This window comes from Psychroserpens sp. AS72, assembly GCF_038900375.1.
In the GTDB taxonomy this organism is placed as follows: Bacteria; Bacteroidota; Bacteroidia; order Flavobacteriales; family Flavobacteriaceae; genus Psychroserpens.
Genome location: NZ_JBBMRC010000006.1, coordinates 40,989 through 65,890, shown reverse-complemented (window position 1 = coordinate 65,890; position 24,902 = coordinate 40,989). Strand labels below are relative to the sequence as shown.

The window sequence follows — 24,902 nt, the reverse complement described above, 5'->3', positions numbered from 1 at the left end:
ACGACAGTAGATGTTTATTATGAGATTGTAAGTAAAAAAGAAACAGAATTAATTTTAAAAAATTCTAATGATGTTTTCACATTTATATCAGATAAGCATCCTAGCTTTATTGCTCAAGGAGAAGCTATAGACGACATAGTAAAAAGTCAAGGTTATAGTTTCAATAGTATTTGGCGTGGCGTATTAGGTATGATAACTTTGCTTGTCATAGCCTTTTTATTTAGCAGTAATAGAAAAGGTATCAATTGGAAAACAGTTGCAATTGGCTTAGCATTTCAACTAATCATTGCAATCTGCGTTTTACAAGTTGATTTTGTTAAGGATATTTTTGAATCAATAGGTCAAGTTTTCATAAACATACTAGACTTTACTAGAGCTGGAAGTGAGTTCTTATTTAGTGGTGTAATGGACATTAATTCCTATGGTTTCATATTCGCTTTTCAAGTACTACCAACTATTATCTTTTTCTCAGCATTAACCTCTGTTTTATTCTACTTAGGAATCATTCAAAAAGTAGTAAAAGCAATGGCTTGGTTGCTATCTAAAACGCTTAAAATATCTGGTGCAGAAAGTCTAAGTGTAGCTGGAAATATTTTTTTAGGTCAAACAGAGGCACCACTTTTAATCAAGGCTTATCTTGAGAAAATGAATAAATCAGAAATGCTTTTAGTTATGATTGGTGGTATGGCAACTGTTGCAGGTGCTGTTCTTGCCGCATACATTGGGTTTCTTGGAGGTGAAGATGAAGCCTTACGCTTGTTCTATGCAAAGCATTTATTAGCTGCTTCTGTTATGGCAGCACCTGGAGCAATTGTGATTTCAAAAATTCTATATCCTCAAACAGAAAAAGTGAATACTGATGTGGCTGTTTCTAAAGAAAAAATAGGTTCAAACATTTTAGATGCAATCGCTAATGGTACTACCGAAGGTCTAAAACTAGCTGTTAATGTAGGTGCAATGTTACTTGTATTTGTTGCCTTTATTGCTATGGCTAATGGTATTCTAGGTTGGGTTGGTGATATTACAAATTTAAACGATTGGGTAGCTGGAAACACAGCTTACCAAAGTTTATCTCTCGAACTTATTCTAGGTTATATTTTTGCTCCTCTAATGTGGTTAATTGGTGTTGCTACGGAAGACATGGCGCTTATGGGACAACTCCTAGGCATTAAATTAGCAGCTAGTGAATTTATAGGCTATATTCAATTAGCAGATCTTAAAAATGCCGCTAATGCTACGCATTTAAAATATGAGAAATCAATTATCATGGCAACGTATATGTTGTGTGGTTTTGCAAACTTTGCGTCTATTGGAATTCAAATTGGAGGTATTGGTTCTTTAGCTCCTGGACAACGTAAAACCTTATCTAAATTTGGAATGAAAGCTTTAATTGGTGGAACACTTGCCTCTTTGATTTCTGCTACTATTGCTGGAATGATTATTGGATAGTAAAAACTAAATGAAAATAAAATGAAAATGAAAATCTTTACAATTATCGCTATCGTATTCTTAAATGTGACTTTTGCACAAACAAATGTTGAGATAAAATTCACCAAAGACAAAGAAGTAGTACTTAACGAAACAACATTAAATACTAACACATCATTACAAGAGATCACTAAAATATTGGGCACTCCAACGGTTTATAAAGAATATCCTACTGGGAAAATTAATTACCATTACAAGGAGCATGGTATATCTATTCACACCGTTAAAGACAAATTGATATTTATAGGATTAAACTTTAATTGGGATGGTGATAAAAATTTCCCTGACACATCATACTCTGGCACTTTTAAAATTGATGAGTTATTAATAGACAAAACATCTAATAACTCTATAGTTGATAACATTAAATTTGTTGATATAGTAGCTGTTATGCCTAATTTATATATGTCAAATCCAAAAGTAGAATCAACACCAATCGTTATTGGATTTAAAGACAATTTAGTAACCCAAATTGGTTTTGAATTTCACTAATTAGGATTAAAATATAGTTAATAACTTTTAATATTATAAAGGGTTGAAATCGTAAAGATTCAACCCTTATTTTTTACTTTTATTTTCTGAAATTTTACGTTTAATTTAAAGAGATTCCCACTTTCGTGGGAAATGTTATGAAACAATACCACGACTTAGTAAAGCACGTTTTAGAACAAGGAAACGAAAAAGGAGATCGTACAGGAACAGGAACAAAAAGTGTTTTCGGACATCAAATGCGTTTTGATTTGAGTGAAGGTTTCCCAATGGTAACCACTAAAAAGTTGCATTTAAAATCTATCATTTATGAACTACTTTGGTTCTTAAAAGGAGATACTAATATTAAGTACCTAACTGAAAACGGAGTTAAAATCTGGAATTCTTGGGCAGATAAAAATGGAGATTTAGGTCCAGTATATGGTCATCAATGGCGCAATTGGAACAACGACGAAATCGATCAAATAAAAGACGTTATAGAAACTCTTAAAAACAATCCTAATAGTCGTCGTATGATGGTCTCGGCTTGGAATCCTTCTGTAATGCCAGATACTTCAAAATCTTTTGATGAGAATGTAGCTAATGGTAAAGCCGCTTTACCACCTTGTCACGCCTTTTTTCAATTTTATATTGCAGATGGGAAATTATCTTGTCAATTATATCAACGTAGTGCCGATATCTTTTTAGGTGTCCCTTTCAACATTGCATCTTATGCATTATTTACAATGATGATGGCACAAGTTTGTGGTTACCAAGCTGGAGAATTTATCCATACATTTGGAGATGCGCATATTTACAGCAATCATTTTGAGCAATTAGAATTACAATTATCTAGAGAACTTAGACCATTACCAAAAATGAAAATTAATCCTGAAGTGACAAATATTTTCGATTTTAAATTTGAAGACTTTACTTTAGAAGATTATAATCCGCATCCACACATTAAAGGTGCTGTTGCTGTTTAAAATAATTTTATGAAATACTACATTTTTATTATATCCATCTTGTGTGGAATGCTTATTCATGCGCAAGAAAACACAATAAGTCAATCGCAATTAGATTCTTTATCAAACAAAAGTGATTTAAAAGCAGAGTATCGTATTGATAACGTACCAATTTATAAGGGATGTGAAAACAAAAAAGATAACGCTAAGAAAAAACAATGCATGTCTGATAAGATCAGTCTACTATTTCAAAAAAACTTTAACACCACAAGGCATAAAAACTCTAAAATAGATCCTGGTTTTAAACAAGTTTTTGTGATTTTTAAAATTGATAAGGATGGAAAAGTCATAGATATTAATTCGAGAGCAGAAGATGAATTTTTAGAAGCTGAAGCTAAACGTGTTACTAATCTAATTCCGCAAATGATACCTGGTCATATGGATGGTGAGGCAGTAATAGTTCCCTATGCAATACCATTAAAAATAGATTTAATAGCCAACTTTGATGATACACCTTCAACCTATCCTGTATTTAGAGGTTGTGATAAAGAATCATCTAACTCAGCATTACAAAATTGTTCTAAGGAAAAAATAATGAACTTCATTAAAATGAGTTTCGATATTGAAATGGCTAGTCGAGCATTACCAACTGAAAAGTCAACTCAGTTTCTAGTGGAATTCAATATTAACAAAAAAGGAAAAGTTGAAAACATAAATGCAAAAGCTAACCATAAGGCCATAGCAATTGAGGCTATTAATGTAGCCAAACGTCTTCCTAAATTTAAAACACCCGGAACTCTTAACGGAAAACCTATTGACACTCCCTATAAATTATTGATGACTCTTTATTTTTAATATATAATAAAACAAAAAGAGCTTTCAAAATTGAAAGCTCTTTTTTTATATCAGTAAAAACGTAAAATTACACGTTTAAAACACCGTTTTCTGCACCAGCAAAATCGCTCCATGCGTAAGCATCTGCTTGTTCATCGTTAACGTAAGTTCCGTCAACTACATATCTAAACTCATAAGAGTTATCTTTTTCTAAATCAACAGTTCCTTTAAAAGTACCGTTCTTTAATTTTTTAAGTTGAACAGCTTTTTTCTCATTCCATTCGTTGAATGATCCTACTACTGTTACTTTTTTAGCTTCCTCTGCAGGTACTGAAAATGTTACCTTGCAAACAGGCTTGCTCTTTAAAAATTGTTTTGTAATTGCCATTATAATAGTTAATTAATTTTAAACAAATGTATAAAAGAATCATTGATACTCAAACGAATACCTAATAGCAAACAAAAGAATTATCATTTTCGTAAAGAATGACTTCTAATAATTTCAACTATTAAATAAAAAGCCTCATAATTTATGATTTTAGCAATAATCAACTACAGTTCTTAATCCTTGATTTTCAAAAAGTTAAACACTAAAACGTTTTCGTGTTTTTCTAATTTCCGAAGAAAAAAATAATTACAACGTTTACGTTAAAAACTGTAACTTTACATTTATAAGTATTTTGATTTATGTTCGGAAAAAAGAAAACAATTCCTCAGATAGATAAAGAGCAGTTAGCATTAATAAAATATGCCGAAAAACGCATTAAACAAAAGAAACGTGTTTATGTTCATTTCGTTATATTTTTAATTGGAGCTGTATTTTTAATCTTAGCTAATACGGTTTTAGGTATTGGTAAAGATGTTAAGATCGTAGGACTTGATTGGTTTGTGATTGCTATTCTTTTATGGTTGGCATTTTTCATCTACCACTTTATAAGTGTATTTATAACTCATAAATTTATGGGTAAGGATTGGGAAGACCAACAACGAGAATCACTCGTTGCAAAACAACAGGAACGCATTAGTAAAATCAAACAGAAACTTTTAAAGGAAGAGACTGAAATCGCAAAATCTGAAGTATTCAACGATGCCTTAATTGATGCAGCTCCATCAGTAAAAAAAAAAACTGAACGCACTATAATAGTAGCAGCTGGAGAGGACAATGCAATTGGTAAAGACAATGATTTAATTTGGCATTTAAGTGATGATCTTAAACGTTTTAAATCATTAACCAACGGTCATCATATTATCATGGGACGCAAGACTTTTGAGAGCTTCCCAAAACCATTGCCAAATCGTACACATATCGTAATTACACGTCAAGACAACTACAAAGTTCCTGATGGTGTTATTGTTGTTAATAATATGGAAGATGCTCTAGATGCTGCAAGAAGCGATAAACAACCTTTTATTATTGGTGGTGGACAAATTTACAAGCAATCTATGCGTTTAGCAGATAAGATTGAAATCACTCGAGTACATCATGAGTTTCCAGATGCTGATACTTTTTTTCCTGAAATTGATATGTCAATCTGGAAAGAAACAGCTAGAAAAGAACATTCTAAAGATGAGAAACATGAGTTTTCGTTTACATTTTTGACTTATGAGAAGAGATTTTAAAACTAGAACTCATCATAATATATTTACAAAACTTTTTTTTACTAATTACACTTCATGATAAAAGCCTTACAACTCCGTATTAATCTTCATGAAGAAGCTAAACCAAATGGTTTGCTCTATAAAGCAGCTTATGATTTGGATGTAAAATCTTCGGAAATTTCTGGAATTAAAATTCTAAGAAAATCCATTGATGCTCGTAAATCTAAAATCATGTTTAACTATAAGGTAGAAGTTTATATTAATGAGCCGATGCCTGAAACTACTGCCTACACATTTGATTACAAAGATGTTTCCGAAGCAAAACCAATTCACATCATAGGTTTTGGTCCTGCAGGAATGTATGCTGCTTTGCGTTGTTTAGAACTTGGATTTAAACCCATTGTTTTAGAACGCGGAAAAAATGTACAAGATAGACGACGAGATTTAAAAGCCATTAATCAAGATCATCATGTTGATGAAGACTCTAATTATTGCTTTGGAGAAGGTGGTGCTGGTACGTATAGCGACGGAAAATTATATACCAGAAGTCTTAAGCGTGGTGATGTAAGAAAGATCTTTGAAAACCTTGTGTTTCATGGTGCAACAGATCAAATCTTAGTTGATGCACATCCACATATCGGAACAAATAAGCTTCCAAAAGTGGTACAAAATATTCGTGAAACGATCTTAAAATTTGGTGGTGAAGTGCATTTTGAAACACGTGTGACTAATTTCAATATTAAAGACAATCAGATTAAATCTTTAAGTCTTAAAAACGGAAACGAATTAGACGTAGAAAAAGTAATTTTAGCAACAGGTCATTCTGCTCGTGACATTTATTATTTACTCCATGAAAAAAACATAAAATTACAAGCAAAATCGTTTGCGATGGGAGTTCGTGTTGAGCATCCACAACAAATTATTGATGGTATCCAATACCATTGCAAAGGCGAACAAAGAGATGAACTTTTACCCGCTGCATCATACAGCTTAGTAAATCAAGTTAATGACAGAGGTGTGTATTCATTTTGTATGTGTCCAGGCGGATTTATAGTACCTGCAGCCACTGCAAATGGCGAAGTTGTTGTTAATGGTATGTCGCCTTCAAAACGTAATAATGAGTTTGCAAATTCTGGAATTGTCGTAGAAATAAACTCAGATAGAGACCTTTATAAATATGAAAAACATGGTGCTTTAAAAGGTTTAGAATATCAAAAAGATTTAGAACGTTTGGCATTTACATCTGGAGGAAGGCGACAGTCTGCTCCTGCACAACGACTCACAGATTTTGTAGAAGGAAAACTTTCTGCAGATTTAAATCCTACATCATATCAACCAGGATTAAAATCGGCACCACTACACTCTTTATTACCTAAATTAATTGGTGGTTCACTTCGGAAAGGTTTTAAAGCATTTGGAGAAAAAATGCACGGTTATTATACTTCGGAAGCTAATGTGGTTGGTGTTGAATCTAGAACCTCATCTCCTGTAAATATTCCAAGAAATGAAAATTTAGAGCATCCCGAAATATCCAACCTTTTTCCTTGTGGAGAAGGTGGTGGCTATGCTGGCGGAATCGTTTCTGCAGCCATGGATGGTGAGCGATGTGCAGAAGCTGCTTGTGTTTAACTTTTTCTTCGGAAATTAGCAGTTTTCAGTAAAATATTTATTCCTATTTTTGCAGCTTAAATTTTATGACAATGAACGCATATATTTTTCCAGGTCAAGGTGCTCAATTCTCAGGAATGGGACTTGATTTATACGAAAACTCTCCATTAGCTCAAGAGCTATTTGAAAAAGCTAATAAAATTTTAGGTTTTAATATTACAGACACGATGTTTGAAGGTTCTGCAGAAGACTTAAAAGAAACAAAGGTGACACAACCTGCTATATTTTTACACTCGGTAATTTTAGCCAAAACTTTAGGTGACAGCTTTAAACCAGATATGGTTGCTGGTCATTCATTAGGTGAATTTTCTGCATTAGTTGCTGCTGGAGCATTAACATTTGAAGATGGTTTAAAACTCGTTTCTCAACGTGCTCAAGCCATGCAAAAAGCATGTGAATTACAACCAAGTACTATGGCTGCTGTTTTAGGATTAGATGATGACATCGTAGAAAAAGTTTGTGCTACTACAGAAGGAGTTGTAGTTGCTGCAAATTATAACTGTCCTGGACAATTAGTTATTTCTGGAGATATTGACGCAATAAATAAAGCTTGTGAAACATTGAAAGAAGAAGGTGCTCGTCGTGCTTTAGTGCTTCCTGTTGGTGGTGCTTTTCATTCGCCTTTAATGGAGCCAGCAAGAGAAGAATTGGCTGCAGCAATTGAGAATACTACATTTAGCAAACCTAATTGTCCGATATATCAAAACGTAACAGCGTCAGCGGTTACTGATGAAAACGAAATTAAAGCTAATTTAATTTCACAATTAACGGCTCCTGTGCGTTGGACGCAATCTGTACAACAAATGATTGCAGATGGTGCTACTCATTTTACAGAAGTTGGACCTGGAAAAGTATTGCAAGGTTTGGTTAAGAAAATCAACAGAGAGACAGAAACAGCTTCTGCTACTTTAGAACCTAATGCATAGTTTATGAAACTAACTAGAACAACTAGCATCATTTTAATTATCGCCTTTAATATTTTAATTGATCAAGTTTCAAAAGTATTAGTTCGCGCTAATTTTGCTTATCGTGAAGTTAAAAACTTAATAGGTGATACATTCGTTATGCAATATGTAGAAAACGAAGGTGCCTTTTTAGGGATGGGAAGTGATATGAATGCAACATTAAAGTTATTGTTTTTACTCATCCTCCCAACTTTGGTTTTAGGATACCTTATATATTATATTATCACCAATAAATCACTAGACAAACTGAGTCTTATTTCACTTTGCTGTATTGCAGGAGGTGGAATTGCTAATGTGTTTGACCGTATTGCTTTTGGATCTGTTACAGATTTCTTTCATATTGATTTAGGAGGTGTATTTAGAACTGGTATTTTTAATGTAGCAGATATGTCTGTCACCTTCGGAATGATAGTACTACTATTTGCCACAATATTTTCTAAGAAAAAAATCAAATAGCATAAAAAAACCCTCTTCAGTTGAAGAGGGTTTTTAAAATTATTTTGCTAAACTTATAGTTTCACAATCTTTAATTTCACCGTAATACGTTTCTCTGTATTTGTGTATTGTTTTGTAAGGTATACTCAAGAATTGTTTCTTGATGTAGGTGACGTTTGTTGTCAATACACCCATCTTTTTTGTAAACCTAGCTTCTGGTTTAGTTTCTCTTTTAATACTTATCAATTTCATTGGATTTCATTTATCATTAGCTCCAAAGAAACAAAGATGAACTACCAACACCAAGTTATAAACATTAAATCATTGTTAATCAATTTGTTAAATACAAGACCCTTAAGAAAAAGGGGTTATTGTTGTCATATTTTTAATTAATTGGATATAAATTATGAAATTTACAATGCGCTTTTATAGATTTTTCCTTCTTTCATAACAAAAATCACGTTTTCCATTGTAGAAATGTCTTTTGTAGGATCCTCATTTACTGCTATAATATCTGCAATAAATCCAGCTTTAATTTGACCCAATTGATTCTCCATGTCTAGTAACTTTGCATTTGTTATTGTTGCACTTTGCAAAGAAAATATTGGAGTCCATCCAGCTTCAACCATATATCTTAATTCTTTAGCATTCTCTCCATGAGGAAACACTCCAGCATCTGTTCCAAAAGCGATTGGAACACCTTCACTAATTACCATTTTGATTGTATCATCTAATACAGCCATTGTACTTGTTATTTTAGGAAGAATCACTGCAGGATAATAGTTTGGAATTTTAGCTTTTTCCTCTACATAACGTCCAGCAGATAAAGTTGGAACCATATAACAATTGTTTTGCTTCATCAAAGTAGCCACTTCTTTATCCATAAATGATCCATGTTCAATAGTTTGAACTCCAGCTATTACAGCACGCTTCATACCTTCTTTTCCGTGTGCGTGAGCAGCTACATTCATTCCGTATTCTTTAGCTGTTTTTACTATCTCATTTACCTCTTCTTGCGTAAATTGAGCGTTCGCGCCATTTTTAGCGACACTTAAAACACCACCTGTTGCTGTAATTTTGATTAGATCTGCTCCATTTTTATAGCGTTGTCTGACTGCTTTTCTGGCATCTTCAGGACTATTGATTACACCTTCGGTTGGCCCAGGATTTCCCATTAAATCTTTTCTCATTCCATTCGTTGGATCTGCATGTCCTCCTGTTGTTCCTATTGCTTTTTCAGCAGTAAAAATTCGTGGCCCAGGTACTTTTCCGCTAGCTGTAGCATCACGTAGTGACACATTTACACCACTTCCACCTAGATCCCTAACAGTTGTAAAACCTGCCATCAATGTTCTTTTAGCTATTTCTGCGGAAGTAAATGCAACATCTGCTTCATTTTTAGTAAACGTCTCTAAATATCTTGTCGGACTTGTTTCACCTTCAAGATGTACATGCATGTCTATTAATCCAGGCATAACCGTTTTCGATTTTAGATCGATGATTTTATCTTCGGAAGTCTTTCCGTTAACATATCCGTTTTCAATAGAAAGTATTTTATCTCCAGAAATAATAATCGTTTTCTCAGTTAAAATGGTTCCATTTTTTGTGTCTATCACTTTTCCGCAGTGCAAATACGTATTCTGTCCAGTTACTGAAATCGTCAGCAAAAGGATAATAAGTTGAAATACTCTCATCATTATATATGGTTTATAAATTTCTAATTTTCTGTTCCCATTTCCATGCAGAATCCATGGCATCATTAAGGGATGATTTAGCTTTCCAACCTAGAACTGTGTTTGCTTTTTTGGTATCTGCAAAAGCAGACGTTATATCTCCTTCGCGTCTTGGCGCAATTTTATAATTTAACGATTGGTTAGACACATTCTCAAATGCATGGATTACTTCTAAAACAGAACTCCCAACTCCTGTACCTACATTAAAGGTTTCAAAATTAGAATCATTTTTATGGTTATGTAATCGTTGCAAAGCAATTACATGTGCTTTTGCTAAATCTACAACATGGATATAATCTCGAATACATGTGCCATCTGCTGTTGGATAATCATCGCCAAAAACAGATAAACTTTCTCTCAATCCAGCTCCAGTTTGTGTGATATAAGGTACTAAATTTTGGGGAACACCAATTGGCAGTTCTCCAATTTTAGCACTTGGATGCGCACCTATAGGATTAAAATATCGCAAAGCAATCGCATTAAGATTTGGGTTTACTTTGCAAGTATCTGAAATAATTTCTTCACCAATTTGTTTTGTGTTTCCGTAAGGTGATTCGGCTGGTTTTACAGGAGCACTTTCGGTTATAGGCATTTTATCTGCCTGACCATAAACGGTACATGACGAACTAAAGATAAAATTTGATTCTTGTAAACCTAAAACTTCTTTGAGCATGTATATAAGCGTATTCAAATTGTTTTCGTAGTAAAGTAATGGGTTTTCCACACTTTCTCCTACAGCTTTGCTTGCTGCAAAATGAATAACACCAGAAATATCGTTGTGTTTTCTGAAAAAGTTTTCTACTGACGATTTTTCCTTTAAATCTAATTTCTCAAAAATGGGCTTTTTATTTGTAATGGATGTGATTCCATCTAAGACGCTTTCCGAAGAATTTGATAAATCATCAATTATAACAACCTCAAAACCTACAGCTTGAAGCTCAACGACTGTATGAGAACCAATAAAACCTAGTCCTCCAGTTACAAGAATTTTTTTCATATTAAGCAGTAATGAAATTTATAACTGTAGTTGTTATAAACTCAATTTGTTCATCATCCAATTCGGTATGCATAGGTAAAGATATAACCTCTTTTACCAATTGATTGGTCACTTTAAAATCGTCTTCATTATAACGTTCGTCTAGATATGCCTTTTGACGATGTAACGGAATTGGATAATACACACCACATGGAATTCCTTTTTCGTTCAAGTGTTTTACTAAAGCATCTCTATCACTATTTATGATACGCAATGTGTATTGATGAAACACATGACAATCACAAGTATCACAAATACCAGAACATACATCTTTACCAGTTGGTGTAATTATATTTGTTTGTCCTTCAAAAGCTTTATTATAGGCTCTTGCCGCATTTTGTCTCGCTTTATTATAGATATCTAATTTCTTTAATTTAATATCTAAAATTGCTGCCTGAATAGAGTCTAATCTAGAATTTACACCCACAACATCATGATGGTAGCGTTCATACATACCATGATTTACAATACCTCTAATGGCATGAGCTAAATCATCATCATTTGTAAATATTGCTCCTCCATCTCCATAGCATCCTAAGTTTTTAGATGGGAAAAATGATGTTGAAGCCACATGACCTATAGTACCTGCTTTGGCTTTTGTACCATTACTGTAAGTATATGTTGAGCCAATGGCTTGTGCATTATCTTCTATAACAAATAAATTATGGTCACTTGCAATTTGCATAATCGCTTCCATATTTGCACACATACCAAATAAATGAACAGGTACAATTGCCTTTGTTTTAGGAGTTATTGCCTTTTTAATTGCGTCAATATCAATATTAAAATTGATTGGATCTACATCTACCAAAACTGGAGTTAATTGTAAAAGTGCAATAACCTCAACAGTAGCTGCAAATGTAAAATCTGCAGTAATAACTTCATCTCCTGGTTTGAGACCTAATCCCATCATAGCAATTTGCAACGCATCTGTACCATTTGCACAAGGGATTACATGTTTAACACCTAAATAGGTTTCTAAATTTTTCTGAAACTCATGAACTCTAGGTCCATTGATATATGCTGTAGAATCTAACACCTCCAAAACAGAGCTATCTACCTCATTTTTTATTTTGCTATATTGACCTTTAAGGTCAACCATTTGAATTTTTTTCATAGGTAACGAATTTACGAAATTCATTAGCATTAAGCAATGAATTTATTTCAAAGAACCCTATTTTAGCATGAATAATAGAATTTAAGCATTGTACAATTTAAGCATCTATATATTTTCATTTTTTCTGAAGATTCTTTCACTCTTTAATTCCAAGATTAAATTAGGTGTTAAAGGTCGCCAGCAAACTTTTGATATTCTACGTCAAAACATTAGCAAAACTGATAAAACAATCTGGTTTCATTGCTCGTCTTTAGGTGAATACGAGCAAGGTCTCCCTGTTTTTGAGCAGTTACGTCAAACGTATTCTCAGCATAAAATAATTTTAAGTTTTTTTTCTCCTTCAGGATATGAAATTAGAAAAAACACCAAAGTAGCAGATGTTGTTGTTTACCTTCCGTTAGACACAAAAGCGAATGCCAAACGTTTTCTAGATCTTACACATCCAGAATTTACAGTTTTTGTCAAATATGACATTTGGCCAAACCTACTTTTAGAGTTGAAAAATCAAAACAGAAGAGCGATTTTAATTTCGGCACATTTCAGAAAATATCAATCTTATTTTAAGTTCTACGGAAATAGGCTACGCAAAGCTTTATTTGCTTTTGAACATATTTTTGTTCAGGATAAAAACTCTAAAACGCTACTTGAAACTATCAATTACACTGCTGTTACGGTTTCTGGTGATACGAGATACGATCGTGTTTATAATCAATTAAATCAACATAATGAGTTAGAATTTATTTCAGAATTTAAAGCCAATAGCATTTGTATTGTGATAGGAAGTTCATGGGAAGAAGATGAAGCGTTACTCATTCCTTATATAAATGATAATGCTTCGGAAACTCTAAAATTCATAATAGCTCCTCATGAGATCAACTCCAATCATATTAATTCTATTAGTTCTAAACTAAAGGTCTCAACAGTTTTATTTTCAGAAAAAGAAGGTAAAACACTAAAAGATTATAACGTCTTTATTATTGATACTATAGGTTTATTGTCTAAAATATATAGTTATGCAGATATTGCATATGTTGGTGGTGCAATGGGCAAAACTGGATTACATAACATATTAGAACCTGCAATTTTTGGTGTCCCTGTGGTTATTGGTAAAAATCATCAGAAATTCCCTGAAGCATCAGCTATGATCAAAAATGCTGGTGTTATATCAATACAAGATGGGAAACAACTTCATGACACATTCACAACCCTTTTAACATCAAATCAAAACTGTAATATTTTGGGTGAAAAAAATCTAAAATTCATAAAAGAAAGTAAGGGAGCAGTAGTCCAAATCATGAACTACATACGTATATAGTGCATTGATTGAAGGTTATCATTTTTAGAAATGTTAAAATTTTAACGATTTATTCAATTTAAATATTAATTTTGAACAATAATTAACACTAAAACTATTACAATGAAAAAATTGATTTTAAACATCGCATTAGTATTGGCACTTGTCGTGTCTGTAACATCATGTAGAGAAACAAAAGAAGGAGCAGAAAATGCTGCAGACGCAATTGAAAATGCTGCTGATGAAGCAGGAGATGCTATTGAAGATGCTGCTGATGCAACTGGTGATGCTATTGAAGATGGTATTGACGCTGTGAAAGAAGGAGCTGAAGATGCTAAGGATGCTGCAGGTGAAGCTGTTGATTCTGCTGGAGATGCTATTAAAGATGGTGCAAATTCTGTAAAAGAAGGAGCTGAAGATTTAGCTAAAGATGCTAAGGATGCGGTTAACAAAACTACTGATGATGCAAAAGAAAAAGGAGCTAAAGCATTAAACAATGCTGCTGACAAATTGAAAGATAACTAAGATTAAACCCTAATCTTAAACATTAAAAAGGTCTGATGAAAATCAGACCTTTTTTTATTGGATTACATTAAGCTGTAATTATACATTAGAAAAGTTAAATTACTCTAACACATTATTTTTTAACAAGTTTAAAGGTTTGAACTGTTGTATCTGTTTTTAGTTTTAAAAAATAAATACCAGAACTTAAAGATGACGTGTCAATAGTATAATCTGCATTTAACTTTACTCTATTAGAATTCCCTAAAATATCAACGATTTGAATCTCTAATAATTCCTTTTCCGAAGAAATCTGAATGGTATCTTCAAAAGGATTAGGAAATACTTTGATGCTAGCCAATTCAAAATCTTCAACTGATAAAGCTCCACAAAGCGGATTAGCTCCTGCAGTGCTAGTAAAAGTTCCTGCTTCAATTGACCAGTTTCTCCATTCGCCTCCACTTCCGGTTTCCCAATTTGACAAATCAAAATAATTAACACCTGTATTTGTACCAGGCACTTTATATACTTTAATTGCTTCGTTGTTTCTGTCCCAAGTTAAAGGCGTACCTGAAACACAAGTTTCTGGTTCAAAATCTGTCACACAATTAGCTTGCAAAAAATAAGCAAATTCATCATATGCTGGATAATCTCCATAGACATAACCTTTCCCGTCTGGCTCTATACAAACTGCTGTGTATTCATTACAAGCAATCCCAAATGAACGAGCAGAATTATCTGTTGCTAATCTTGCTAACAATACACTATGACGACCTCTTCTATCTGGATCATCGTAATGAGAATCTGTGATGACATTGCTTAAATATGGAATATTTAAAAAATCGTTTTCTCCTATAGCTACTCTTGGGTGATAAGGATTACTTAATGCAACTTCAGTAGTAAGTGTTCCATATTGAGCAGAAAAATAAGAACCTCCTAAAATTGCTAAACCAGCACTAGTACCACCAATAACACCTTGTTTTACATTAACAAAATTATTGAGTGCATCTTCCATTGCATTGTCTTTAAAATAGCTCACATAATCGTATTGGTCGCCTCCAGCAAACCAAATTGCCTCTGCATTTGCTACGCTTTGTAGAACATAAGGATCTGTTGCTCCTGCTGCATTATCAATCACAAATGTGGTTACTGAATTAATTGTAACACCCAAGTCTGTATAAAAATAATCGTTATAACCATCACTTCCAGATGCTCTAAGTACGACAACATCTCCTCCATCTGCTTTATTTAAAAACCAAATCATTGCATTATCGTGTTCTGATGCTCCACCCATTAAGCAAGCTCCTGGTTGATGATTTGTTGTCACATCTGTAGAGCTACCTGTATGATATTCGGTATAATTTTGAGCTACAACACATTGTAAGCTAAATAAAAATAGTAGTGTAATTTTTCTCATTGTTTTTTTTTGATTTATTACAGTTTAGAATTTACTAATCTGTACATTAATACTGCTGTTATTTTTGCTTGAGTAGCGACAGTATTTAAATTTCCAGTTTCATTAATAGTATGGTCTCCTCCTCCACCTGTAAGTCCAAGACCATCAATTGCCATGTCTACATATTCTGAAGTAAATGAGATATCTGCTGCTCCAGCATTTCTAGGATTTACAGCAGTTACTGATCCAAAACCTAAATCTTGACTCACTGTGTTAAAATACTCTAACAATTGCGTATTTCCTTTAGTTAAAGTTAATGGTGGATAAGCACCTTCACCAAAAATAAGTTCAGCATTCGTTTTTGGATAGTTATCTGAAACAATTTTTCTCATTGTTTCTTTAGCTTTTATTAATTGATCTAAAGATACTGCTCTTAAATCACCTCTAACAATAGTTTCTTGCGAGACTACATTTGTTTTCCCAAAAGCATGACCTCCAGTTTCGTCTGCATCTGGCTTTAAGGTTGTACCTCCAATAATAAATCCTGGATTAAACGTTAAGTCCTTCTCTTTTGAAAGTTGAAGGTAAAATTCATTTAGAATTCTTGAGGTTTCATATATTGCTCCTGCTCCTATATCTTCAGTAAAAATTTGTGACGAATGTGCTGGATTACCAGTAACTCTCAATTCCCAATCTGCAGAACCTCTTCGAGCTACTACTATTGTTTTAGGATTGTTATCTCCATTTTCAAAACCTAAAGCAATGTCTGATCGTTTGGCTGCATCAATCAAATCTTTTTTAGACAATTCTAATGGATCTCCACTTTTTTCTTCATCGCCAGTTATGACAATTTCTATAGACATATCATCTAAAACACCTGCTTCTTCAAGCGCTTGCATTGCTAAAATGATAATAACATCACCACCTTTCATATCTGCAACTCCTGGACCTTTCATGATAGAATCGTTGAGCATGGTGTATTCTTGTAACGGACTTTCCAATTCAAAAACGGTATCTAAATGACCGATTAAAAGAAATTTTGGTCCTTTTTTTCCTTTTCTAGTTGCTATTAAATGTCCTGCTCTACCATAAGCGTCTCCATTAGTGAGTTCTGTTTTAAAACCTAATTTATCAAGTTCTTTTTGAAACAGACTTCCTACAGCTCTAACACCTTCAAAATTCATTGTACCGCTATTCATATTCACTGATTTTTTTATCAGTTGAATAGCACTATCTGTATGATTATCTACAGCTTTTATAATCTTCTTTTCCTTTTTATTATTTTGAGAAAAACCTAAAAGTGAAAAGCAAAAAAGTGCTGTAAAAACTAAACTTTTATAATTGAATTTTAAAATCATCATATTAATCTATTGTAAATGTTTCTCCTGGCAAATATATATTCAATATTACACCTTGAGTACCTAGTTTGTCATTAAATGTGTTTTTGGACTTATCTGGATTTTTAAAAACGATAACTTGTGACTCTCCAACAACTTCCATAGAATCGCTAGTTACTAAAATTGCAGTTGATTCATCAATCCCAATTCCTACTAATTCAGGATATTCAATTATTGCTGTTAACAAACGATTGTATCTACTACGTTTTACAAAATGCTGGTCAACAATAATAGTCGTTATGAGACCTAAACCTGTTTTTGTGTCTATGTTTTCAGTTTCTAAATGCCTGAAGGTAGAAGCATATTTAGGATGTTTTAATTCGGTTCCTGTTATCATCATCTTACTCATAACAGCAGCTCCAGCACTTGTTCCTGCTATTAGCGATCCATTTTTGTAGGCTTCATGAATAACTTTTTCAATATCTGTTCCTGCAACAATATCCATAAATCTGCTTTGATCACCTCCAGAAATATAAATCAGTTTTGCATTCCGAAGAGAATCTAATTTTGATGAAGTTAATTTTTCATCTTTAATAAAATTCAACCCATAAACATTTGTAATACCTTGTTTATAGAATTGATTAGTCGCATAATAAGCAGAAGAATCTGGAATAGAGCTAGACATTGGTAACACAACACCATAACCACTTTTATCAATGCCAGATTCTTTAACAATACGATCTACCATAGATGCTGGTCTTGAGCCACCACCTATGATAAATAGTTTTCCTTTTGCTTCTGAATTTTGAGCACTACTTTGCAGAACTAGCCCAAAAAACAAACTAAATAATATTATTTTTTTTAGTATCATGTTACTCTAATTCACCAATAACAATTCCTCTTGTATCTCCTGTATGAGTAAACCATGCTTCTGGACTTGAACCATCTAAATTAGCTCTCATCATCACATCAGTATTACGATCTCCCCAATAAATTTTGTTTTCGTTAGCATCGTAACCTATACCATAAACAACTCTACCAATATTAACAGCAATCGTTGTAACGTTTGTACCATCTAAATCTGCAGATTTTAATCTAATATCACCAGAAGCCACATATTCATCATAAAAAATTCTATTACCAATAACTAACATACTTCCGCCTTCAACATCTGGAATTAATTCAGATTCGCCTGTACCATCTAAATTTTTGACCCAAACGCCTCCATTATAATTCACCCAATACAGTTTTCTGTTCACTAAATCTATTGACAATCCGTCAGGATCATTAGCTTGACCTGTTACAAAATCTTCTACTTGATTCACATCTGTATCATCAATATTTCCTCTTTGAATCCCAGAACTGGTATCCCAATAAATTTGGTTTTCTTGATAATCAATAGTCATTCCGTTAGGTGCATCGACGCCAATTCTAAAGTCTTCAAAATTGCTGCCATCTAAATTAGATCTGTAAATTTTATTTCCACCATAATCACTAATGTAAAGTTTGTTGTTTACATTATCAATCACCATTCCGTAAGACGATTGTGCTACCACTCCATTTAAAGGTGTAAAAATTGGAGCTTGTGTATTTATCAATCCTTGATAAACCTGAACACCATCAATAAAATAAATAGGAACTCCTGTTGCATTAGGATCTTTAATAACCACTGTTTTTGTGATTTCATTTATTTCTAAGGACTCAGACGTTGTCACCACCAAATTCACATTATAAGCTCCAGGCTCAGTATATAAATGCGTTGGATTTTCTTCGGAAGTAGATTCTCCATCTCCAAAATTCCAATAAAACGTAGCTGTACCAACATTATCTGGCACGATAGAGTTATTTGTATATGTTACGGTTGCAGGTGCAAACTCGTCATTATCTATTACAAATGTAAATTGAGGCACAGTACTCGCAGGTGGTACCGGAAAATCATCATCAGAACATGATTGAAACATTCCAACCGTAAACAGTATTATGACTATATAAATTAAATTTTTCATCTGTATACATTTTATTTTATTAATGCAATTCCTCTTGGGCTTGCAATTCCTGTTCTTAACACTACACGATCAGAACCATCTAAATTAGCACTGTACAATTCTCCAGAGTCACGACCAGACCAATATAATTTTCCAGCTTCATGATCAATTTGCATCCCATAAATTCTTGTACCTTCTGCATCTACAGTTTGAATATTTGATCCATCTAGATTAGCTACTTTAAGCAAATCATCATTTTGATCATCGAAATAAATTTTGTCATTTACGGTATCAACTAAAAGTGCATAACCATAGTTTCCTGTGATAATAACATTCGGATTTGTTCCGTCTAAATTAACTTCATAAATCTCTTCAATATTCACATCATAAACGTACATTTTGCCATTTTCAATATCTAAAGAAATTGCTCTCCAATTCACTCCAGGCACATTAAAGAATCCGATTTCTGGATTAGAACCGTCTAAATTAGCTTTTGACACATTGCCATCATCATCCACCCAGTAAATTTTGTTTCCAGCAACATCTAAAGCAATTGCATAAGGATCACCAATATTGGTCGCAATAGCTTCAATTCCTGTTCCGTCAAGGTTCATTCTCCAGATATTTCCAAAAGGATAGGTATCAAAATCACTAAAATATAATTTCTCATTTACTTCGTCATAAGCCATACCAACACCACCTTTACCAACAGCATTATAAACATCATTAACAGTTCCTGATCCATCCAAAATTAGTTTTCTCACATATTCATCTCCAATAGCCATATAATATAATTCGGCTGGACTTTCTGGTGCAACACCAATAACAACATCTTTTGTAAATGTTTGTGAACCAAAAGCGCTACTTGCTGTTAAACTTACTGTAAATGTTCCTGCTGTTGGAAAAGCAAACATTGGATTTTCTTCGGTAGACGTCGAGTTATCTGCATCACCAAAATTCCAAGAATAACTATCAGCACCAGCAGATGTATTTACAAATTGAACTGGTATTGTTGCAATAAGATCTTCTTCATTTTCTACGGAAAACAAACTTGCTGGTGTTACTGTAATCTCTAAATTAGAAATTGTAGATCCTCCAGCTCCAGTAGACACTAAGCTCACTAAAAAGACATTACTCGTCTCATACGTTTTTCTTGGCGATACTTGATTTGATGTTGTACCATCTCCAAAACTCCACGCATACGCTGTAGCATTTTGAGAATTATTAGTAAACTGAATTTCTTCACCAACCGCAACTTGAGTTGCACTAGCAGTAAACTCTGCTTGAGATTGTGGTGGCACAGTATCGTCGTCTTCACAAGTAAAAAATGTGAAAGATAAAAGGACTATAAAAATGTAGTTGAAATATTTAGTTGTCATAAATTTTATATTTGTCATGATGAGTCGTTTTTAATATCCAGGGTTTTGAGTCATTCCTGGACTGTTATTGGTTTGAATTTCGTCTGTAGGTATTGGAAAAAGCATTTGGTTTGTACTATTTACATTTGGCAATACAGCAATGGCACGATCTGTTCTTACAAGATCAAACCAACGTTGACCTTCAAAAGCAAATTCTATGCGTCTTTCATTTTCAATAATTCTGAGTAGTTGAGTTATTGACGATTCTGACGTTGGTTGCAAATTTGCACGAACTCTAATCTCGTTGATATCTGATTGAACAGATGATACTATCGGATTAGGCAAACTCGCTTCTGCTTCTGCTCTAATAAGATACATATCTGCTAATCTTAGCACAATAAAATTCCCAGTTCCTAAACTTAAATCGTCATATTTAATAGCGTAAGCCTTATCACCTTCAAAAGCAATACTACCTTCAAATCTTTCGTCATTAGCTTCATAAGCATCTAATAAATCTTGTGAAGGTTCAACCTCTCTTCTTCCGTTAAGTGAAGTAGGAAAATTATACTCTGCGATACGGTTTCTCTCTAATTCTGAAAATGATATTTCAAAAATAGATTCGTCTGATTCATCATCTTCAAATACATCACGATAATTATCTGGTAATGTGTAACCACCATCTGATATCACTTCCGAAGCCATTGAAATCGCTAAAGGATAGTCTCTCTTATATAAATACACTTTTGCTAATAACGCTTTTGCAGCCGCTTTAGACGCTCTAATTTTTGCTCCTGATGCAGGAAGATGTTCGACAGAAAAGAGTAAATCGTTAATGATTTGGTTATACACTTCTTCTTTAGTATTTCTAGGAGCATCTAAATTTCCAACACCTACGGTTGGTGCAACTTTTATTGGAACACCTCCAAAATAGTTTAACAGATTAAAATGATTTAAAGCTCTAATGAAATACAATTCTGCTAAGGCTTCATTTCTTTCTTCTTCTATCATATCTTCGATAGTTGGTACTTTAACAATGACATTATTAGCGACATTGATGCCATCATAAGCAATACTCCAAATTCCATCTACCGATCCATTTTCTGGTAAAATACTATTATTATCAACTTCTGCGTACGCTGTAGCAGTTGCATCGAGAGGATGAGATAGGTTATCTGCAGCTAGGTCTGAAAATATTCCGAATGTTCTTCCGTAGTAACTTAAACTCTGAAACGATGCATAAGCTCCTAAAATTCCTTTATCTATATCATCTTTAGTGTTAAATGCTTGTTCCGCAGAAATAGAATTTTGAGGTTCTACATCCAATACATCACACGAAAGTGCTGTACATAAAATTAGGGTTATAAAAATTATCTTTTTCATGTCGTTAAAATTTTAAATTAGCACCTATTGTGATTGTTTGTGCTTGTGGATACGTGAAGAAATCTGTACCAATTACAGAGTTATCATCACCTCTATAATTTACTTCTGGATCTAAACCAGTATACTTTGTGAACGTGAATAAATTTTGTGCACTTACATACACTCGTAAACTCGTAAACATAGTTTTATCCATCACTTTTTTATCTACTGTATAACCAAGAGTTACATTTTTAATTCTCATATAAGAACCGTCTTCAATAAATCTTGATGACACTCGTTTATTTTGTGCAGATGCAATAGGATCTGTGGTTGCTCGTGGAATATCTGTAATATCTCCAGGTTGTTGCCAACGCCTTGTAATTGCTGCTAATTGATTATCTCCTCCTTGTAAAGATTCTAAGAACAATCTAGATCCATTAAACACATCGTTACCATAAGATCCTTGTAAAAAGATGCTTAAATCGATGCCTTTGTAGGAAAAGTTATTTGTTAATCCGAAAATAAAATCGGGATGTGGATTACCAACTATTGTTCTATCTGCTGATGTGATTTCACCATCAAAATTAGTATCTGCATATACAATATCACCTGTAGAAGGATCAACTCCTAGAGATTCATAGCTGTAGAAAATCCCAATAGGTTGACCTTCCATAATTCTATTTCCTCCACGACCAATATCATCAATAGGTTGACCATTGTAAAGTTCTAACACTTTATTTCGGTTACCCGAAATATTAAAATTTGTATCCCAAGTAAAGTTGTCACCAATAAAGTTATTAGTCGCAATTGAGATTTCAATTCCTTTATTTTCTACACGACCTACATTTTCAGTAATTGAAGAAAAACCAGAACTAGAAGGCAACGGTCTACTTAGTAATAAATCTTTAGTTTGTTTATTATAGTAGTCTGCGGTTACTTTAATTCTGTCGTCAAAAAGTCCGATGTTAAGTCCTAAATTAAACTGAGAAGTACTTTCCCATTTTAAATCTGGGTTTGGGATATTACTTGGATAAATTGCTGGTTGGCCACCATAAGAAGTATTTCCGTAGAGTTCTGAAAACAAAAACGGACTAATATCATCATTTCCTGTAAGACCATAACTCACTCTTAATTTAAGCTCTGAAATGAACTCTTGATTTTTCAAAAAGCTTTCTTCGGAAACTCGCCAAGCTACAGATGCAGCTGGGAAAAATCCGGTTCTATTATTTTCTCCAAATTTGGTTGATGTATCAAAACGACCAGAAACTGCAAGAATATATTTATCATCAAAATTATAATTTACCCTTCCTAAATACGATCTAATTCCAGCATCTGAAGCATTAGCACTAGCCGAAACTATCGTTGAAGCAGAACTTATATATTCTAAATTATCATCAGCAAAATCCTGTCCTCTAATAAATGAAGATCTATATTGGTACTTTTCAAAAGTATAACCTACTAAAGCTTCAAATTTATGATTGTTGATTTTCTTATTATACTTTAATAAGTTATTAGATACAATATTTGAAACGTTACTATAAGTTTCAAAACCTAAGCCATTATATTTTGCACCTTGAACTGTTTTAGTAGATTCATAAGCATGCTCTCTAAAGTTTAAGAAATCAATTCCCCATTTTGACGAAAATGTTAAGTCATCAAAAATTTTATAGTCTAAATAGATATTTGAGTTCGTTCTATAAGAAAAGTTTTGATTTATAGCTTCGTTAGCAATAGATACAGCATTAGAATATGGACCGTTTTGATTGTAAGTTCCATCTTCATTATACACCGAATATATTGCTGGTGTAGAAATCCCATTAGGTAAAGGACCATGTAATGTTTGATCGCTTTCTACACGATTTGTTTTTGCGTAGGTTAAACCAACACTTGTTCCAATTTTCACCTTATCAGATAATTGATGATCTACATTAACACGACCATTTATTCTTTGATAATCTGTACCTATTAAAATGCCTTCTTGATCAAAAAAGGTTCCACTAATAAAAAACTGAGTCTTTTCTGAACCTCCTAAAGTGGATAACTCATAACTATTTACTTGCGCATTTCTAAAAATAACATCTTGCCAATCTGTATCTACAGTGATGTTATTCATTTGTTCTTCAGTAAAAACAGTACTATTAGTAAGATCATTTCTATACTCCATCCATTCTCTGGCATTAAGCATATCTAACTTATTCCAAGCACGTTGTACTCCAGAATACACATTGACATTAACTACTGATTTTTGCTCTTTACCACGTTTTGTTGTGATTAATACAATACCGTTTGAACCTCTAGCACCATAAATTGCAGTTGCAGATGCATCTTTTAAAACACTAATAGATTCTATATCACTCGGATTTAAATCTGTTAGTGCACTAGAGCCTTGACCAGAATAACCAATTTGTCCAAAATTACCAGTAGTAACCGGAATACCATCAATAATATAAAGTGGTTGGTTAGAGCCACTAATTGAACTCAATCCACGTATTCTAACTGACATTTCTCCACCAGGAGTTCCAGAATTTTGTTGCACTTGCACTCCTGCTGCCTGACCTTGAAGAATTCCATCAACTGAAGATACTGGCAAATCTTTTACTTGCTTAGAACTGATAGAGGTTACAGCATCACTCAATAATGCTTTTTTCTCTGTACCATATCCAATTACTACGATCTCATCTAAGGTAGCATTGTCTGGTATCATTTTAACATCAATTGTAGTTTTACCAGTGATATCAACTTCTTGAGGAGAATACCCTAAATAAGAAATGATTAATGTTGTTGTGTCTTCAGGAACCGATAATACAAAATTACCATCAAAATCTGTGATCACTCCAGTATTGGCACCTTTAACCATTACTGTCGCACCAACTAATGGCATTCCCGTATCATCAACGACTTTTCCTTTGATTGTTTTTTTCTGTTGATTATTTTTAGATGTGTTAGATTGTTCTTTTGCATTCACATCTTCTTTAATCACAACTTGCCTTTCATCTACTTTATAAGTTAAATTAGTACCAGCCAATGCAGTATCTAAAATTGTAGAGATTGTTGCGTCTTTAAGATTTAATGACACATTATATTTCAATACATCATCTTTGTAAAAAAATATAAACTCGCTTTTGCTCTGTATATCTTTAAATAATTCTTCTAAAGTTACATTACTTACGTTTACATCTATTTTAGTCTGTGCATTTGAAGTATTCGCAAAAGCAGTACTTAAACCAATGGTTATTAATAATAGAAAGATTCTCATAATATTTACCAAATAGTATCTTAAAGGCTTTGTGCGTTCAAAAGCACAAAGGTTCTTATTTTTATTCATAATTTTGTTTTAGTGGTTAATATTACTGCTTCATGCAGT

The 24,902-nt window shown here is 33.2% G+C and carries 22 protein-coding genes; 10 read left to right on the top strand and 12 right to left on the bottom strand.

Annotated features, from left to right (window positions below; genetic code table 11):
• Positions 1-84: 84 nt before the first annotated feature.
• The 4 genes from WNY78_RS12380 (at position 85) to WNY78_RS12365 (ending at position 3,776) form a co-directional block, all read left to right on the top strand.
• On the top strand, positions 85-1,449 hold the full coding sequence (locus WNY78_RS12380; protein ID WP_317175404.1) for a nucleoside transporter C-terminal domain-containing protein: 1,365 nt from the start codon (positions 85-87) through the stop codon (positions 1,447-1,449).
• Positions 1,450-1,476: 27 nt separating this feature from the next.
• Positions 1,477-1,980, top strand: coding sequence for a hypothetical protein (locus tag WNY78_RS12375; protein ID WP_342873520.1), 504 nt, complete (start codon positions 1,477-1,479; stop codon positions 1,978-1,980).
• A gap of 137 nt (positions 1,981-2,117) precedes the next feature.
• The gene (locus WNY78_RS12370; protein ID WP_342873519.1) at positions 2,118-2,942 is read left to right on the top strand and encodes a thymidylate synthase; all 825 of its coding nucleotides are present in this window, start codon (positions 2,118-2,120) and stop codon (positions 2,940-2,942) included.
• 9 nt (positions 2,943-2,951) lie between these two features.
• Positions 2,952-3,776 carry a hypothetical protein gene (locus WNY78_RS12365; RefSeq protein WP_342873518.1) on the top strand — a complete coding sequence of 275 codons (825 nt, stop codon included), beginning with the start codon at positions 2,952-2,954 and terminating at the stop codon, positions 3,774-3,776.
• Positions 3,777-3,843: 67 nt separating this feature from the next.
• On the opposite strand, the gene WNY78_RS12360 is transcribed toward WNY78_RS12365, so the two are convergent.
• A complete protein-coding gene (locus tag WNY78_RS12360) occupies positions 3,844-4,143 on the bottom strand; it encodes an isoamylase early set domain-containing protein (protein WP_342873517.1) in 300 nt (99 codons plus the stop codon).
• 299 nt (positions 4,144-4,442) lie between these two features.
• Between WNY78_RS12360 and WNY78_RS12355 the strand changes: the two genes are divergently transcribed.
• From WNY78_RS12355 to lspA, 4 genes are all read left to right on the top strand, one after another.
• On the top strand, positions 4,443-5,375 hold the full coding sequence (locus WNY78_RS12355) for a dihydrofolate reductase (protein WP_342873516.1): 933 nt from the start codon (positions 4,443-4,445) through the stop codon (positions 5,373-5,375).
• A 54-nt stretch (positions 5,376-5,429) separates the two neighbouring features.
• The gene (locus WNY78_RS12350) at positions 5,430-6,983 is read left to right on the top strand and encodes an FAD-dependent protein (protein WP_342873515.1); all 1,554 of its coding nucleotides are present in this window, start codon (positions 5,430-5,432) and stop codon (positions 6,981-6,983) included.
• Between the two features lie 71 nt (positions 6,984-7,054).
• Entirely contained in the window at positions 7,055-7,948 is an 894-nt protein-coding gene (gene fabD / locus WNY78_RS12345; RefSeq protein ID WP_342873514.1) for an ACP S-malonyltransferase, read from the top strand.
• A gap of 3 nt (positions 7,949-7,951) precedes the next feature.
• Entirely contained in the window at positions 7,952-8,443 is a 492-nt protein-coding gene (lspA, locus tag WNY78_RS12340) for a signal peptidase II (RefSeq protein ID WP_342873513.1), read from the top strand.
• 39 nt (positions 8,444-8,482) lie between these two features.
• Here the strand turns inward: lspA and WNY78_RS12335 are convergent, their stop codons facing one another.
• The 4 genes from WNY78_RS12335 to WNY78_RS12320 form a co-directional block, all read right to left on the bottom strand.
• A complete protein-coding gene (locus tag WNY78_RS12335; RefSeq protein ID WP_342873512.1) occupies positions 8,483-8,674 on the bottom strand; it encodes a hypothetical protein in 192 nt (63 codons plus the stop codon).
• A gap of 161 nt (positions 8,675-8,835) precedes the next feature.
• Entirely contained in the window at positions 8,836-10,119 is a 1,284-nt protein-coding gene (locus WNY78_RS12330; protein WP_342873511.1) for an amidohydrolase family protein, read from the bottom strand.
• 10 nt (positions 10,120-10,129) lie between these two features.
• On the bottom strand, positions 10,130-11,152 hold the full coding sequence (galE, locus tag WNY78_RS12325) for a UDP-glucose 4-epimerase GalE (RefSeq protein ID WP_342873510.1): 1,023 nt from the start codon (positions 11,150-11,152) through the stop codon (positions 10,130-10,132).
• A 1-nt stretch (position 11,153) separates the two neighbouring features.
• Positions 11,154-12,308: a DegT/DnrJ/EryC1/StrS family aminotransferase gene (locus tag WNY78_RS12320; protein WP_342873509.1), complete on the bottom strand. Its 1,155-nt coding sequence runs from the start codon at positions 12,306-12,308 to the stop codon at positions 11,154-11,156.
• 88 nt (positions 12,309-12,396) lie between these two features.
• Between WNY78_RS12320 and WNY78_RS12315 the strand changes: the two genes are divergently transcribed.
• Both WNY78_RS12315 and WNY78_RS12310 read left to right on the top strand, forming a co-directional pair.
• Positions 12,397-13,623, top strand: a complete 1,227-nt coding sequence (locus WNY78_RS12315) for a glycosyltransferase N-terminal domain-containing protein (protein WP_342873508.1) — start codon at positions 12,397-12,399, stop codon at positions 13,621-13,623.
• 102 nt (positions 13,624-13,725) lie between these two features.
• A complete protein-coding gene (locus tag WNY78_RS12310; RefSeq protein WP_342873507.1) occupies positions 13,726-14,127 on the top strand; it encodes a hypothetical protein in 402 nt (133 codons plus the stop codon).
• 112 nt (positions 14,128-14,239) lie between these two features.
• Here WNY78_RS12310 and WNY78_RS12305 read toward each other — a convergent pair whose 3' ends face one another.
• From WNY78_RS12305 to WNY78_RS12275, 7 genes are read right to left on the bottom strand one after another with little or no spacing between them, the layout of a single operon-like run.
• A complete protein-coding gene (locus WNY78_RS12305; protein ID WP_342873506.1) occupies positions 14,240-15,520 on the bottom strand; it encodes a T9SS type A sorting domain-containing protein in 1,281 nt (426 codons plus the stop codon).
• A 17-nt stretch (positions 15,521-15,537) separates the two neighbouring features.
• A complete protein-coding gene (locus WNY78_RS12300; protein WP_342873505.1) occupies positions 15,538-16,860 on the bottom strand; it encodes a M20/M25/M40 family metallo-hydrolase in 1,323 nt (440 codons plus the stop codon).
• A gap of 1 nt (position 16,861) precedes the next feature.
• A complete protein-coding gene (locus WNY78_RS12295) occupies positions 16,862-17,707 on the bottom strand; it encodes a cyanophycinase (RefSeq protein WP_342873504.1) in 846 nt (281 codons plus the stop codon).
• Position 17,708: 1 nt separating this feature from the next.
• The gene (locus WNY78_RS12290) at positions 17,709-18,842 is read right to left on the bottom strand and encodes a PKD domain-containing protein (RefSeq protein ID WP_342873503.1); all 1,134 of its coding nucleotides are present in this window, start codon (positions 18,840-18,842) and stop codon (positions 17,709-17,711) included.
• A gap of 11 nt (positions 18,843-18,853) precedes the next feature.
• Positions 18,854-20,218, bottom strand: a complete 1,365-nt coding sequence (locus WNY78_RS12285) for a PKD domain-containing protein (protein WP_342873502.1) — start codon at positions 20,216-20,218, stop codon at positions 18,854-18,856.
• A gap of 12 nt (positions 20,219-20,230) precedes the next feature.
• Positions 20,231-21,559: a RagB/SusD family nutrient uptake outer membrane protein gene (locus tag WNY78_RS12280; protein WP_342873501.1), complete on the bottom strand. Its 1,329-nt coding sequence runs from the start codon at positions 21,557-21,559 to the stop codon at positions 20,231-20,233.
• Between the two features lie 4 nt (positions 21,560-21,563).
• On the bottom strand, positions 21,564-24,863 hold the full coding sequence (locus WNY78_RS12275; protein WP_342873500.1) for a TonB-dependent receptor: 3,300 nt from the start codon (positions 24,861-24,863) through the stop codon (positions 21,564-21,566).
• Between the last annotated feature and the right edge of the window lie 39 nt (positions 24,864-24,902).